We start from the raw sequence: 15001 nt of genomic DNA, 5'->3' as shown, positions 1-15001 counted from the left end.
ATCCTTGGCCAGCGACATTCCCGGAAGCCCCGCCCCAAAGCGCTTGTCAAACTTTCCGATAAAGCCGTTAGTCTCCGTGATTTCGTAGGTTGGATTAGCCGCAGGCGTAATCCGACCTACATTACGCTCTTAATGCTAGAAAAGCTGTCACACAGCGATAACTGAAAACTTTGCGAGAGGGAGTGGGGTATCCCTTTCCAAAAATGTCTGTGGCCAAGGATGGCCACAGCCAAGCGCACATGGATGTGCTCGTAGCGGTTTTTGGAAAGGGATACCCCACTGCCGCCCAGCACTTAACCTCAAGCTACAAGGTCAGACACCAAGCGACAGCGGGCTGGAGAGATAGAAGAGAGTCAGCGAATATCCGACCCAACCCGAACAATCTTCATCGTATTGGTCCCACCCTGGGCATTCACATAATCACCCTTGGTAATCACCACCAGATCACCATCCTTGACTGCCCCGCGGTTCACCAGCTCCGACACCGCCAGCGCATTGGTCCGCTCGTTCGGAATCTTTGCAGAATCGAAAGGCACCGTCTGAACGCCCCGGAACATCACAACCCTGTGCTGGGTGGAGTGATGGCGCGAAAACGCAAAGATCGGCAGGCTCGATTTGATGCGTGACATCAGCCTTGGCGTGGCGCCGGTTTCGGTCATGCAGATGATGGCTGAGACGCCTTCAAGATGGTTGGCCGCGTACATGGCCGACAGGGCAATAGCCTCGTCCACCGCTTCCATGCTCTCGTGAATCCGGTGCTTGGACTGATGCATGGAAGGATGCTTCTCTGCACCCAGGCAGATACGCACCATGGCTTCCACGGCTTCCTTTGGATAATCACCCACAGCGGTTTCTGCAGACAGCATGACTGCATCGGTATAGTCCATCACCGCGTTGGCAACGTCTGAGACTTCGGCTCGCGTTGGCATCGGGCTGGTGATCATCGACTCCATCATCTGCGTGGCCGTGATTACCGCACGGTTAAGAACGCGGGCACGGGAGATAATGTGCTTCTGTACGCCAACCAGCTGGGCGTCGCCGATTTCCACGGCCAGATCGCCGCGGGCAACCATCACGGCATCGGATGCTTCAATTACCGCGTCCAGGGCTTCGACATCGTCGGCAAGTTCCGCCCGTTCGATTTTCGCGACCAAGCCCGCGTCAGAGCCTGCCTCTTTCAGCAGGCGCCGGGCGATGTGCATATCCTCGGCGGTGCGGACAAACGAGACCGCCACGTAATCCGCGCCCAGTTTGGCGGCCGTTACGATGTCCTGCTTATCCTTTTCCGTCAGTGCTTCAGCGGACAGGCCGCCGCCGCGCTTGTTCAGGCCCTTGTTATTGGAGAGCGGGCCGCCGATCAGAACGGTGGAGGTGATGCTGTGGTCATTGACCGACTGCACTTCCATCTCTATACGGCCGTCATCGAGAACAAGAATGTCGCCTGGTTCCACGTCTTCGATCAGTTGCTCGTAATCGATACCGACTCTTTCTTCAGTGCCCGCTTCCTTATCCATGGCGGCATCCAGGATAAACGTCTCGCCTGCCTTGAGGGTGACCTTGTTTTCCGAAAACCGGGCAATGCGGAGCTTTGGGCCCTGCAAATCGGCCAGCAGTGCGACGAACCGGCCCTGTGATGCTGCCGCCTCGCGAACGCGGCGGGCTCGTCCAATGTGCTCCTCGGCGCTGCCGTGGGAAAAGTTAAGTCGTGTAACGTCTACACCGGCGGCGATAATGGCCGCGAGGGATTCCGGTGAGTCGGTGGCGGGGCCGAGGGTGGCGACAATCTTGGTACGCCTGAGCATGGTTGGTGTCCTTTGGTTCTTCAAAATGGTCTCGAACAGAGTAGCGGAATCAGCCGGGACGGCCAGATTTACTGGCCGGCCTTGATCAGGGCGAGGGCATTATCCAGCATGCGGTTCGAGAAACCCCATTCATTGTCGTACCAGGCCATGACTTTTACGTGACGACCCAGAACCCGTGTGTGGTTGGCGTCATAAATGCTGGAGAGCGCATTGTGATTGAAGTCCACGCTTACCAGTTTCTCGATATTATAGCCAAGAACCGGATTTTGCTCGGCGGCTGCTTTAACCGCGTCGTTCACTTCCTCCACGGTTGTTTCCCGGCTGGCAATAAAGCCGAAATCTACCAGTGACACATTGATGGTGGGAACGCGAACCGCCAGGCCGTCGAGTTTGCCGTCAAGCTCCGGAATGACCTTGCCAATGGCGGCGGCAGCGCCTGTCTTGGTTGGAATCATCGACTGGGTGGCAGAGCGTGCGCGATAGAGATCGGAATGGTAAACGTCGCTCAGCTTCTGATCGTTGGTGTAGGAGTGGATGGTGGTCATCAGGCCACTCTCGATGCCAATGGTCTTTTGCAGGGCTTCAACAACCGGTGCCAGGCAGTTCGTGGTGCAGGACGCGTTGGAAATGATGTCGTGGTCGGCGGTCAGTGTATCGTGGTTCACGCCGTATACCACCATGGCATCCGCATCGGGGCTGGGCGCCGAGATGATGACCTTGCGGGCGCCTGCCTTCAGGTGTGCCGCTGCCTTGTCGCGTTTGGTAAAAAGGCCGGTACACTCGAAAACAACATCAACACGGTGATCTTTCCAGGGCAGCTCCTCGGGATTGCGGAGAGCGGTAATGGCAATCCTGTCCCCGTTGACGGTCAGGGATTCGGCGTCGTGGCTGACGTCAGCATTAAATCGGCCATGAACGCTGTCATACTTGAGCAAATGGGCGTTGGTCTCGGCGTCGCCAAGGTCGTTGATGGCAACAACCTGGAGCTGGCTCCGGTAGTTATTTTCATACAATGCTCTGAGAACATTGCGACCGATGCGGCCAAAACCGTTGATTGCGATACGGATTGTCATCGTCTGACTCCTTGGGTGGTCGTTTTTTGTTCGCTTAACCTCGGTAATGTAGTAAATATAACAACAAAAAAAGAAGAAATGAACGATTCAACGGTGGAAATGACAAAAAAAGGAAGTAAAATTACGTCTAAAAACGACCACTCTAATAAATTATGCAATGGAGCCCACCATGCACCCGACCGTAGACAAGGTTACCCAGAGAATTATCGAGCGCAGTCGCTCAACGCGGCAGGACTACCTGGACCGCATGAATGCTCTCAAAGCCCAATCCCCGCACCGGAGTTCTCTGTCCTGCGGCAATCTGGCCCACGGTTTTGCGGCCTGTAATCAGGGCGACAAAGACACCCTGAAGTTCATGAACAAGGCCAACGTGGCCATGGTAACGGCCTATAACGATATGCTTTCGGCCCACCAACCCTACGAAAAGTTCCCGGATCTTATTCGGGAGGCGGCCCGGGGGATGGGATCCGTGGCTCAGGTGGCCGGTGGCACGCCCGCCATGTGTGATGGCGTAACCCAGGGCCAGCCGGGTATGGAGCTGAGCCTGTTTTCCCGCGACACCATCGCCATGAGTACCGCCGTGGCCCTGAGTCACAACATGTTCGATGCCACGATGCTACTGGGCATTTGCGACAAGATTGTGCCGGGCCTTCTGATCGGCTCGCTGAGCTTTGGCTACCTTCCCACCATCCTGGTTCCTGCAGGCCCCATGCCTTCAGGGCTGCCGAACAAGGAAAAACAGCGTATTCGCCAGCTTTACGCCGAGGGCAAGGTTGGCAAGGACGAGTTGCTGGAGGCCGAGAGCAAGTCCTATCACAGTCCGGGCACCTGCACGTTTTATGGCACGGCTAACAGCAACCAGCTGTTGGTGGAGGTCATGGGTCTGCACATGCCGGGGTCGGCTTTTGTAAATCCCAATACGCCGCTGCGCGATGAGCTCACCCGGGCGGCAACCGAGCAGGTGATCAAACTGTCGAAGCCTCACGGCGGCGAGCTCGGCCTGGGCGACATGGTGGATGAAAAGAGCATCGTCAATGCCCTGGTGGCATTGCTGGTTACCGGTGGCTCCACCAATCACACCATCCACTGGATTGCTATTGCCCGTGCGGCAGGGATCATCATCGACTGGAATGACTATGCCGAGCTTTCCTCGGTGGTTCCGTCCATGACCCGGATCTATCCCAACGGGCAGGAAGACGTGAATGCCTTCCACGAGGCAGGCGGTACCCCGTTCCTGATCAGGGAGCTGCTGAGCGGTGGCTTCCTGCACAATGACGTAAACACCGTGGTGGGCTTTGGCCTGGAGCGATACACCGAAATGCCGGAACTGGTGGGTGAGAAGCTGGTTTGGAAGCCGGCGCCGGAAAAAAGCCTGCGCCCGGATGTGCTGAGCCCGGTTGCGGAACCGTTTGCGCCGGATGGCGGCCTGAGAGTGCTTGATGGCAACCTTGGGCGGGGCGTCATCAAGGTATCTGCCGTTGCCCCGGAACACCGGAAAGTTGAAGCGCCGGCCGTTGTCTTTAATGACCAGAACGAACTCAAGGCAGCCTTTGAGGCTGGCGACCTGGACAGGGATTGCATTGTGATCGTGCGTTTCCAGGGGCCCAAGAGTAATGGCATGCCGGAACTGCACAAGCTCACCCCCTACCTTGGCGTGTTGCAGGATCGCGGGTTCAAGGTGGGCCTCGTGACAGATGGCCGTATGTCCGGCGCGTCGGGCAAGGTTCCCGCGGCGATCCATGTGTACCCAGAGGCACTGGATGGTGGTCCCCTGGCGAAGGTCAAGAATGGTGATACGGTCTGCCTGGATGCCGAAAACGGTGTTCTTGCCATCCGCGTGGATGAACAGGAGTTCGCCGGCCGGGAATCTGAAAAAGCCGACCTGACCGGGTATCATCACGGATATGGTCGGGAGTTGTTTGGCTGGATGCGTCGCGCTGCCAGCAATCCCGAGGAAGGGGCCAGCTTTTTCTGGAATCATGAGGCATGACAGCAACACATTATTCACTGGTTGGTGATATTGGCGGCACCAATGCGCGGTTTGCCCTGGTAGAGCAGGGCAGCGTGCAGCCTCGTGCCATCGAGATTCTGCCCTGTGGGGAATATACAAATCTTGATGACGCCGTGCGGGATTATCTGGCCCGGGTCGGGGTTTCAGAGGTAAATGGGGCCTGTCTGGCAGTTGCCTCACCGGTTCGCGGTACCCAGGTTCGGATGACCAACAACCATTGGCGTTTCGATACCGAAGAAGTCCGGGAACAGTTTGGCTGGTCCACGTTCAAGGTAATCAATGATTTTACCGCCATGGCCCTTGGCGTTCCCCACGTTGCGGACGACCATCTGGTGCATGTTTGTGGCGGCCCGGGTGACAGCCGTCGCCCCAGACTCGTTATGGGTCCTGGAACTGGGCTCGGTGTTTCAGGCCTGGTGCCCATTGAGCATGGCTGGGTGCCGTTAATGACCGAGGGTGGCCACGTGGATTTCGCTCCCACGGACGATACCGAAATGGCTGTGCTGCGGATTCTCAAGGCCCGGTTTGGCCGCGTGTCCGTAGAACGAATTCTGTGCGGCCAGGGCCTGCTGAACCTGTATCAGGCCCACGCAGAAATTCAGGGCGTGGCCGCCCCACTGGATGCACCGGAGAAAATCACTTCGGCTGCGGTGGAAAACACCGATAGCCTGGCTCGTCACACGCTTCGCCATTTCTGTGAAATCCTCGGTCGGGCAGCCGGCAATGGGGTTCTGACCCTGGGGAGCACTGGCGGTGTCTACCTGTGCGGCGGAATCCTGCCCCGTTTCCTCGAGTTCTTTCTGGAAAGTCCATTCCGTAATGGCTTTGAGGATAAAGGAAGAATGCGTCCGCTGCTGGAGTTCACACCGGTCTATGTGGTCACCGAGCCCTACACCGGTCTGCTGGGAGCCGCCGAGGCACTGGGCAATCCGGAGGTGTGACGCCGGATTGCCGCCGCGTGATCAGAGGTAATGTACCAGTTGGCTCTGATCAAAACGGTACTGGCGGTTGTACACGCCGTTTTCTGCCCGTCGGCCGGCTGCCAGTACCATGGTCACCAGTCCTTTCCCGGGCAGGTTGAGCAGTTTCTTGACACGGTACTCGTCAAAACCCTCCATGGGGCAGGAATCATAGCCGTGGGCCCGGAGCGCAAGCATCAGATTCTGGGCCGCCAGGGCTGTGGATTTGGTGGCCCAGATTTTCATCTCGCAGGTGGAGTATGGGCCCCGGGGCACAGGTCGGGTGATTCCCACCGCAAGGCCTGCCGCTTTCTTTGCTAATCCCAGAATACCGAAGGGGCCCTGGTTGTAATGAATGGGGGCGACTTTGCGGTAGTACTTTTCAACGATGGGTGGCAGCTTTTCTTCCGGCCAATCCTCCAGCGCTTGCCGCGCATGGGCCCGCCAGGTATCGGGTCGGGCAACCACCACGATTAGCGCGGCGGCGGTTTTCGCGGCATTCTGGCCAAGGCAGGCGTGGGCAAGCTTTTCTTTCAGCGCCGGAGTGCGGACAACGAAAAATTCCCAAGGCTGCAGGTTACTGGAATTGGGAGCCAGGGTCGCCAGCTCCAGGCAATCCTCAAGCACCGTCTCGGGAATCGGCTCATCGGTGAAGCGCCTGATGGAACGGCGCGTGCGAACGACTTTCCGGAACTCTTCGACATCGATTTCGGGCAGCGGTAGAGGGCCTGCTTTGGCATTCATGATGTGTCCTTCGAGACTTGTTGTGTCGTGATTGTGCCTCTATCGTTACGAGAAAAGTCTGTTTATGCAATCACCCTGAAGACGGAACGCTCATGACTGAGGATCTTTCCCGGCTTCCCTTCGACGACCTGGTTCGACGCGTGCGGGCCTGTACGATTTGCGCCGACGTTCTGCCCCGTGGGCCAAGGCCGGTCATACAGATATCGGAAAGCGCCCGCATTCTGGTGGTCGGGCAGGCCCCGGGTAGGCGAGTGCACGAGACCGGGCTGCCCTTCAACGACCCCAGCGGCGATCGGCTTCGGCAATGGATGGGGATAACCCGGGATACCTTCTATGACGAGCAAAAGCTCGCCATCCTGCCCATGGGGTTTTGCTATCCGGGTACCGGAAAATCCGGGGATCTTCCGCCGCGGCCGGAGTGCGCGCCAGCTTGGCGCAACTTGTTGCTGGATCGTCTGCAGCATATCGGGTTGACTCTGGTTATCGGCCAGTATGCCCACGCCTGGCACCTGGCCGATTGTCGTAAATCCGTCACGGCCAATGTGCAGCATTGGCAGGAGTATTGGCCGGACGTTCTGCCTATGCCTCATCCCAGCCCCAGAAATAACCTCTGGCTGCGCCGCAATCCCTGGTTCGAAAGCGAAGTGGTGCCCGCGCTGCAGGGTCGAGTTGCCAAGCTTCTTGAGCCCGATTGAGGCCGGGAGGTTGTTTACTTGCCCGCGATGTCCCACTGCCTGAGCAGGTCCTCATAGCGGATGGTTTTGCCCTGGGGTTTTTCATTGCTCAGGCGAGGCTTCGGCGCACCGGGTTGGGCCAGCCACCACTCTTCGCCCTTTAGCTGTTCTTCATCCGCCATTCTCGGGCCGCAATCACCGGCCAGGAAATTACGCTCAATGACCGACAGGGTTCTGTCCTGTGCCGCAGCCAGGTTATCGAGCGCCTGCTGCGGGCTGACTTTACCCGTCACCGCATCGGCGATGTTTGGCCACCAGAGCTTTGCCAGCCTGGGGTAGTCTGGCACGTTCACTCCGGTGGGCGACCAGGCTGTCCTCGCTGGACTGCGGTAGAACTCGACCAGGCCTCCCAGTGCCGGCGCTCTTTGCTGCATTTGCGGCGATTCCAGGTCTGAAAGCCGGATGGGTGTCAGGCCGTAGAGGGTTTTCTGCAGTGACACGGTGCGCGAGACGGTGAATTGAGCGTAAAGCCAGGCTGCTTTCTGCTGGTCAGCCCCCATTGCGCGCGGAATAGTCCAGGCACCAACGTCCTGGTATCCCAGTTTCATTCCCTCCTGCCAGTAGGCGCCGCGGGGGGAGGGCGCCATGCGCCATTTTGGGGTGCCGTCTTCGTTGACGACGGGTAAACCCTCTTTTGTCATATCGGATGTAAAGGCTGTGTACCAGAAAATCTGCTGTGCAACCTGTCCCCTGGCCGGTACGGGCCCGGCTTCCGAAAACGTCATGTCCGCAGCTTCCGGCGGAGCGAAGCGCTGCAACCAGTCAATGTATTTGTCCAGTGCGTAGACCGCCGCCGGGCTGTTGGTAGCGCCGCCACGACTAACCGACGAGCCAACAGGATGGCAGCCCTCCATACGAATGCCCCATTCATCGACCGGTAATCCGTTGGGGATGCCACGGTCACCTGCGCCTGCCATGGAAAACCAGGCATCGGTGAAGCGCCATCCCAGGGACGGGTCCCGTTTGCCGTAGTCCATGTGTCCGTAGACGCGCTCGCCATCAATTTCCTTTACGTGGTTCGTGAAGAACTCGGCGATGTCTTCGTAAGCCGACCAGTTGATGGGTACGCCAAGCTCGTAGCCGTAATGCTCTCGGAATTGAGCCCTCAGTTCCGGCCGCTGGAACCAGTCGTAGCGGAACCAGTACAGGTTGGCAAACTGCTGGTCGGGCAGCTGGTAGATCTTGCCATCCGGGCCTGTTACGAACTCCAGACCGATGAAGTCTTCCAGCGCAAGGGTGGGCAGGGTAAACAGTTTGCCTGCCCCCTCCATGTAATCGCTGAGCGCCAGGGCCCAGCCGCTGCGAGCATGGGTGCCGATCATGTCGGAGTCATTAACGAACGCGTCGTAACGGCCTTTGGCAGCCATGATCCGCTGAAGGTTGATCTGGCGGATGACCTCGCCTTCTGGTTTTCTGTCGTGAGTTACGGGAATCTCCGTGAGCTTCGAAAACGCAGGCGCTAAAACCCGAGCTTCATAGTCATGGGTTGGCAGTTGTTCCGACAGGACCGAGATCTCGGTTCCCTTGAGCTCCATGGCTGCGTGGGCGAACCAGGCCAGCTCTTCGGCCTGTTCATCCCCCGACAGGGTCGAATCCGGAAAGTGGTCCTGGATCAGCGTGCGGATGAGCGATCGCTTTTCATCGGACAGCGAGTCGAAGAGGGGGCCGGCTATTGCCGGGCGGCTAATCACTAGCATCAAGCCGATAAATAGCAGAAATGTTTTCATGATCGTCTCTTGTTTTTGTTGCTTTTCGTACAATTAACGATCTTATGACTAGATAGAAGGTTCGTCAACGAAAAAATATTGATCAGTTGTTTATTGGATTAAAGTGCTATTAAACAATAATTTAAGTGGTTTTTATGGTATTTTTGCCTTTCTGAAGCTCGTCTAAACGAAAATTTTTTCGATCATAAACTTTTCATTTCCGATTTTCGGCGTTAGATTTGTTCTGTTTCGAACTGTTGCGTCTTAAAACGAAAAGCGGGCAGTTCGTTAACGCAGTTAGCCACCCATGGCTATGTCCTTCGCAAGACGTTTTGGGTGGCCGACGATCGTTCAGCGCTAACAAAAACAGGAAGCTAACATGATCGAAAATAACAATGTTCCAACGTCGTCCAACAACCACTCGTTCCGAAAAGCTCCTCTGGCAGCCGCGCTCTTACTGGCGGCAGGCGTTTCTTCGCCAGCCCTGGCGGAAGTTTCTTTTGAGTCTGATAACGGGTGGAAAGCCGGTTTTAACGGGCATATTCCGATCTTTGCGGTGTTCGGGAACTATGACCAACCAACCGATGAGGATTCATTCACCATCACGACCGGCTTTAATCCGGCAACACTGCAAACCAACATCTATGCGCCGACCCAGAATGGCCTGGAAGTCTCTGGTCATTTCCAGATGAACGCCAACATTGCACCGGGCGATGCCAACGCCGAGTTCCGTAGCCGGGTTTCCGAGATTGCCGTGGCCGGCGATTTCGGCAAGGTCAATATTGGTAAGGGCTTCGGGATCTATGGGGTTCCTGCTATTGGTGATAACGGCAGCGCGCTGGGTGTCGGCCTGATCGGTGGGCCGGACCAGGTGGCAGCCACCGCCGGGCGCATCGGTAACGGTTACTTCTACGCCAACTTCACGCCCCGCGTGATGTATACCTCCAACAGCCTGGGCGGCCTGCAATTCAAAGTTGGCCTGTTCAGTCCGTCGAAGGTTAGTGAAGCAGATTTTCCAGCGGCGGCAGACGCTGAATACACCATGCCCCGGATCGAAGCGAACGTGGTGTACTCCGGCAACAATTTCTCCCTATGGTCCAGTGGCTTCACTCAGGACGTGGACTCGAAAACCGGTGCTTTTGATAACTACACCATGTCCGGTATCGATTTCGGTGGCTCCGTCTCACTTGGTGGTCTGAGTGTTCGCGGTAACTACGGCATGACCCAGGGTACCGGCAACGGCGTTTTTGCGGCCCGCCTGGACCCGAACGAGGAAGACGCCAGCCAGTGGTATGTTGAAACCACCTACCAGATCAACCGAACCACGCTGGGTGTCAGCTATGGTGAAGGCGAGGACGACTTTATTGCCGGTGACGGTGACGATACCGATCTGACCATGCTCTTCGCCCGGTATGCGGCGACAGACCACCTGACCCTTATGGCGGAATACACTACTCTGGGCACGGGTGACGGGCAGGGCGAATATGATGCGATCATCTTTGGTTCGCAGCTGACGTTCTGATTGATGCCAGATGACTGCTCCTCCAACCATAGGGGATGCAATGAAAAGGTTGAGGGTCATTCCTCAACCTTTTTTGTTGGAGTTTATGCACAAAGCTTCCGAGGGCAGGGGGAGGGCTTTCCCAAAACCGTGCGGAGCCCAGGGATGGCGGAGCCGAGCATACAGGAACGCATTTACAGCGAGTTTTGGGAAAGCCCTCCCCCTATCCGTGTACTCCGGCGTAAAAAAGCTCCGGGCGGATAGAATCCGGCCGGAGCAAAAATGCCTGAGAGAGCTTCAGGCGCTGTGGTGGAGAGCAGTTTTGCGAGTTTCAGTAGTGACAGTTTTCATCAGATAACGTTCCAGGGCTTCAATATCGGAGTCGCTGGCGTATAGCCCCTGTTTGGTCCTGCGCCAGAGAATATCCTCTGACGTCATGGCCCATTCGTTCTTGATCAGGTGCTCGACTTCGCGCTGATACAGCGTCCCGGCGAAATGTATGCCCAGATCGTCCATCGAATGGCAATCCCGGAGAATGTCATAGCTGGTTGTGCCATAGGTGCGCACATAGCGGCTAATCACCTTCTCTGAGAGCCAAGGGAAGTCTCGTCTGAGTTTTTCTTCAAGTGCCTCGTGGTTGGCAAAGTCGCCGCCCGGCAAAACTCCGGTCTTGGTCCAGCGCCCGCCAGCCTCTGGAAAGAACTGACACAGTTTGTCAGTGGCGGCTTCGGCCAGCTTGCGATAGGTCGTGATCTTGCCCCCGAAAACCGAAATCAGCGGCGCCTTCCCTTTTTCACTATTGACCTCGAAGGAGTAGTCTCGTGATGCCTTTTGGGCATTCTCCTGCTCATCGTCCATAAGGGGGCGCACACCGGAGTAAGACCAGATCACATCCGAAGGCTCCAGTTGTCGCTTGAAATGGGAGTTCACGATGTTCAGAAGATAGTCGGTTTCTTCAGGCGAGATCTTTGCTTTTTTCGGGTCACCCTCGTAATCGACGTCGGTGGTGCCCACCAGCGAGAACTCATCCTCGTAGGGAATGACAAACACGATCCGCTCATCTTCATTCTGAAGAATGTAGGCTTCGGTGCCCTTGTTAAGCCTTGGAACCACGATATGGCTGCCTTTGACCATACGAATCATTTTCGGGGCCGGCATCGACAGGGTTTCACCGAATAACCTGCTCACCCAGGGGCCAGAGGCATTTACAATGGCCTTGGCCGACACGGTTTTTTCGGTTTCATCGGTCATGTCGCGGAGGGTGACTTTCCAGTCTCGGTTGCCCTGTTCCGCCTTGATGCATTTGGTGCGAGTCAGTATCTGCGCACCGAACTGCTGTGCTTTTTTCGCGGTCAGAACCACCAGGCGAGCATCGTCGACCCAGCCGTCCGAGTACTCGAAGCCCTTGGTGATATCGGGTTTCAGCGGATCGTTCTCACCGAACTTGATCGAGCGGGAGCCCGGCAGGATTTCCCGTTTTGCCAAATGGTCATACAGAAACAGACCGGTGCGAATCATCCAGGCTGGGCGCAGGTGAGGGCGGTGAGGTAATCGAAAGCGCATCGGCCACATGATGTGTGGGGAATTGCGCAGCAGGGATTCGCGCTCGGCGAGAGCTTCCCGGACGAGGCGGAATTCATAATGTTCCAAATAGCGCAGACCACCGTGTATCAGCTTGCTGCTGCTTGATGACGTGGCTGATGCCAGATCATTCATTTCGCAAAGCAGGACCTTCAGGCCTCTCCCCGCCGCGTCCATGGCAATGCCAGTGCCGTTGACTCCGCCGCCAACGACAATAACGTCAAACTGATCGTGCTCCATAGTCATTGTTGGTCATCTCCTGACGCCAATGGAAAAGACGCTTTGTTGTCATGCGCACTTTTCAATGTTCAATATGCGGTATGACTCTATTATGCGAAAGCCAAAGATATTCGTAAAGGAAAAAATAGAAAAAAAACGAAAAAGCGGAGGCGTTCACGTTTTCGGATAGAGGGGCAAGCGAAAAGCAATCAGACGATATGGAGTTGTACGTTGTGTTCGGTCAGCAGCTGGCGGATTTCCACGGGAGGTTGCTGGTCCGTAAACACGTGATCGGCCTGGGAAATGCTGCCGAGTCGGACCATGGCATTGCGCCCGAACTTGGAGTGGTCGGCTGCGAGAAGAACCTGGTTGGAGTTGGCAATGATTGCCTGGGCGACGCGGACTTCGCGGTAATCAAAGTCCAGGAGGGAACCATCGTTGTGAATACCGCTGATGCCAATAATGCCGAAGTCCATCTTGAACTGGTTGATGAAGTCTCGGGTAGCTTCGCCGACAATCCCGCCATCCCTGTTGCGTACCTCACCACCGGCAATGATCACGTGGAAATCTTCTTTGGCTGAAAGTATGGACGCAACGTGAAGGTTGTTGGTGACGATCTGCAGGTTGTTTTTTTCCAGCAGGGCCTTGGCAATAGTCTCGGTGGTGGTGCCGATATTGATGAACATCGAGGAGTTGTCCGGAACCAGTTCCACTAGAGCCTCAGCGATCCTTTCCTTGGCCTCTAGATCCATGATCTTGCGGGCTTGATAGGCGGTGTTGACCGTACTGGAATCGATGCCCGCTCCGCCATGGTGTCTGCGGAGCTTTTTCTGCTTGGCGAGTTCATTCAGGTCCCGGCGGATGGTCTGGGGCGTAACCTTGAACTGGTCTACCAGCTGTTCGGTCGTGACGAAACCGTTCTGCTGGATCAGCTCCATAATCAGATCCTGTCGGCGACGCTGTGCCATTAAAACCTCCTCCGCTCTGTCATTTTTATCATGCGAAATACTGTGCGTCCGAAAACAGTCTCAAAGTTTAGTAGTTTTCAGCGGGTTATGCAGCTTTTTTAAAGGGGTTGGCTGGTAATATGCGCGCTTACCGTGAAAACTACTTGGCATTTATGTTCAAAAAGGTAAAAATGCGAAAAAATAAGAAACCGAGGTCGAAACCCTATGAGCCAATACATACTTTCCATCGATCAGGGGACTACCAGTTCCCGAGCCATACTCTTTGACTTGCAGGGCAACATACATGCCACCCGCCAGCAAGAGTTTCCTCAGCACTTCCCGGCCAGTGGTTGGGTTGAGCATAATCCGGAAGATCTCTGGTCATCGGTTCAGCAGACCTGTCACGCAGTAATGGCCGAAGAGTGTGGTGATCGTGGTGAAGTGGTTGCTGTAGGCATTACCAACCAACGCGAGACCACTGTAGTCTGGGATCGCAAAACCGGAGAGCCCGTATACAACGCCATCGTCTGGCAGGACCGGCGAACCGCCTCCTACTGCGAGTCCCTGAAAAGTGAAGGGCTCGAACCCTGGGTCAACAGCAAGACCGGCCTGCTGATTGATCCTTATTTCTCTGCCACCAAAATCCGCTGGATTCTGGAAAATGTCGACGGAGTGCGGGAGCGTGCGGAGCGCGGCGAGTTAGCTTTCGGTACCGTCGACAGCTTTTTGTTGTGGCGATTGACAGGTGGCCGCGAGCATCGCACTGACGCCACCAATGCCAGCCGTACAATGCTGTTCAACATTCACAACCAAAAATGGGATCCGGAGCTCCTGGAGCTTTTCGGCATTCCCGAATCGCTGTTGCCGGAGGTAATGGACTCTGCCGATCAGTTCGGAGAGATCACAGAGGGTGGAGCCCTTAACGGAACCTCGGTGCTCGGTATTGCTGGAGATCAACAGGCGGCCCTGTTCGGTCAGACCTGCTTCGGTATCGGTATGGCGAAAAGCACCTACGGCACCGGTTGCTTCCTGATGCTCAATACCGGCGACAAAGCCTTGCAATCGGAGCACCGGTTGCTGACCACGGTGGCCTATCGGGTGAATGGCAAGCCTACTTATGCCCTTGAGGGCAGTATCTTTATCGCCGGCGCCACCATTCAATGGCTGCGGGACGGCCTTCAGCTTATCCGGGATGCCTGTGAAACGGAGCCTCTGGCTGAGGGAACGCCAGTCGATCATGGTGTATACCTGGTGCCGGCATTTACCGGGCTTGGGGCGCCCTATTGGGATCCCAATGCGAGAGGCGCCATATTTGGTCTGACCCGCGATACCGGCATCAAGGAGATTGTCACGGCGGGCCTGCAATCCGTTTGCTATCAGACCAAGGATCTGCAGAAGGCCATGGAAAAAGACGGCATTCGCCCGGTTAACCTCAGGGTCGACGGTGGCATGGTGGCGAATAACTGGGTTTTGCAGTTTCTGGCTGACATTCTTGGTGCCCGGGTGGATCGCCCGTCGCTTGTTGAAACCACGGCCCTGGGCGCCGCTTACCTGGCGGGCCTAGAAGCAGGTGTTTACAAATCTCTCGAGGAGCTCGCTGAATTATGGCGATGCGATCGGAATTTCGAGCCGGTCATGACCAAAGAGGATCGGGACAAGCTTTACGATGGCTGGATCCAGGCGGTGGAAAAGCTTTGAAGCCCTGACTTTCCCGGCAGCGAATA

At 56.3% G+C, this 15001-nt stretch carries 11 protein-coding genes; 5 read left to right on the top strand and 6 right to left on the bottom strand.

From position 1 onward, the window contains the following. Window positions 1–353 precede the first annotated feature (353 nt). Complete coding sequence (gene pyk, locus ACO06L_RS05505; RefSeq protein ID WP_064228923.1) at window positions 354–1802, bottom strand: pyruvate kinase; 1449 nt, start codon at window positions 1800–1802, stop codon at window positions 354–356. Between the two features lie 68 nt (window positions 1803–1870). Next, complete coding sequence (gap, locus tag ACO06L_RS05500) at window positions 1871–2875, bottom strand: type I glyceraldehyde-3-phosphate dehydrogenase (protein WP_202347459.1); 1005 nt, start codon at window positions 2873–2875, stop codon at window positions 1871–1873. 169 nt (window positions 2876–3044) lie between these two features. On the opposite strand from gap, the gene edd reads away from it, so the two are divergent. Then, window positions 3045–4865 (top strand): phosphogluconate dehydratase, encoded by a 1821-nt coding sequence (gene edd, locus ACO06L_RS05495; RefSeq protein ID WP_064228925.1) that lies wholly within the window; start codon window positions 3045–3047, stop codon window positions 4863–4865. Beyond that, complete coding sequence (locus ACO06L_RS05490; RefSeq protein ID WP_202347460.1) at window positions 4862–5827, top strand: glucokinase; 966 nt, start codon at window positions 4862–4864, stop codon at window positions 5825–5827. Before edd ends, ACO06L_RS05490 begins: the two co-directional genes overlap by 4 nt. A gap of 21 nt (window positions 5828–5848) precedes the next feature. Here the strand turns inward: ACO06L_RS05490 and ACO06L_RS05485 are convergent, their stop codons facing one another. Beyond that, complete coding sequence (locus ACO06L_RS05485; RefSeq protein WP_202347461.1) at window positions 5849–6589, bottom strand: nitroreductase family protein; 741 nt, start codon at window positions 6587–6589, stop codon at window positions 5849–5851. A gap of 92 nt (window positions 6590–6681) precedes the next feature. On the opposite strand from ACO06L_RS05485, the gene ACO06L_RS05480 reads away from it, so the two are divergent. After that, a complete protein-coding gene (locus ACO06L_RS05480; protein WP_064228928.1) occupies window positions 6682–7284 on the top strand; it encodes a uracil-DNA glycosylase family protein in 603 nt (200 codons plus the stop codon). 14 nt (window positions 7285–7298) lie between these two features. Here ACO06L_RS05480 and ACO06L_RS05475 read toward each other — a convergent pair whose 3' ends face one another. Further along, on the bottom strand, window positions 7299–9050 hold the full coding sequence (locus ACO06L_RS05475) for an ABC transporter substrate-binding protein (RefSeq protein ID WP_265103108.1): 1752 nt from the start codon (window positions 9048–9050) through the stop codon (window positions 7299–7301). A 358-nt stretch (window positions 9051–9408) separates the two neighbouring features. On the opposite strand from ACO06L_RS05475, the gene ACO06L_RS05470 reads away from it, so the two are divergent. Beyond that, a complete protein-coding gene (locus ACO06L_RS05470; protein WP_064228930.1) occupies window positions 9409–10551 on the top strand; it encodes a porin in 1143 nt (380 codons plus the stop codon). 276 nt (window positions 10552–10827) lie between these two features. Here ACO06L_RS05470 and glpD read toward each other — a convergent pair whose 3' ends face one another. Next, window positions 10828–12357 (bottom strand): glycerol-3-phosphate dehydrogenase, encoded by a 1530-nt coding sequence (glpD, locus tag ACO06L_RS05465; RefSeq protein ID WP_202347463.1) that lies wholly within the window; start codon window positions 12355–12357, stop codon window positions 10828–10830. A 182-nt stretch (window positions 12358–12539) separates the two neighbouring features. After that, complete coding sequence (locus ACO06L_RS05460) at window positions 12540–13298, bottom strand: DeoR/GlpR family transcriptional regulator (protein WP_202347464.1); 759 nt, start codon at window positions 13296–13298, stop codon at window positions 12540–12542. A 204-nt stretch (window positions 13299–13502) separates the two neighbouring features. Here ACO06L_RS05460 and glpK point away from each other — a divergent pair, with 204 nt between their 5' ends. Continuing rightward, on the top strand, window positions 13503–14975 hold the full coding sequence (glpK, locus tag ACO06L_RS05455; RefSeq protein WP_064228932.1) for a glycerol kinase GlpK: 1473 nt from the start codon (window positions 13503–13505) through the stop codon (window positions 14973–14975). Window positions 14976–15001 lie beyond the last annotated feature (26 nt).

Source organism: Marinobacter sp. (assembly GCF_965229985.1).
GTDB lineage: Bacteria > Pseudomonadota > Gammaproteobacteria > Pseudomonadales > Oleiphilaceae > Marinobacter.
This window is presented reverse-complemented; position numbering and strand designations above follow the sequence as displayed.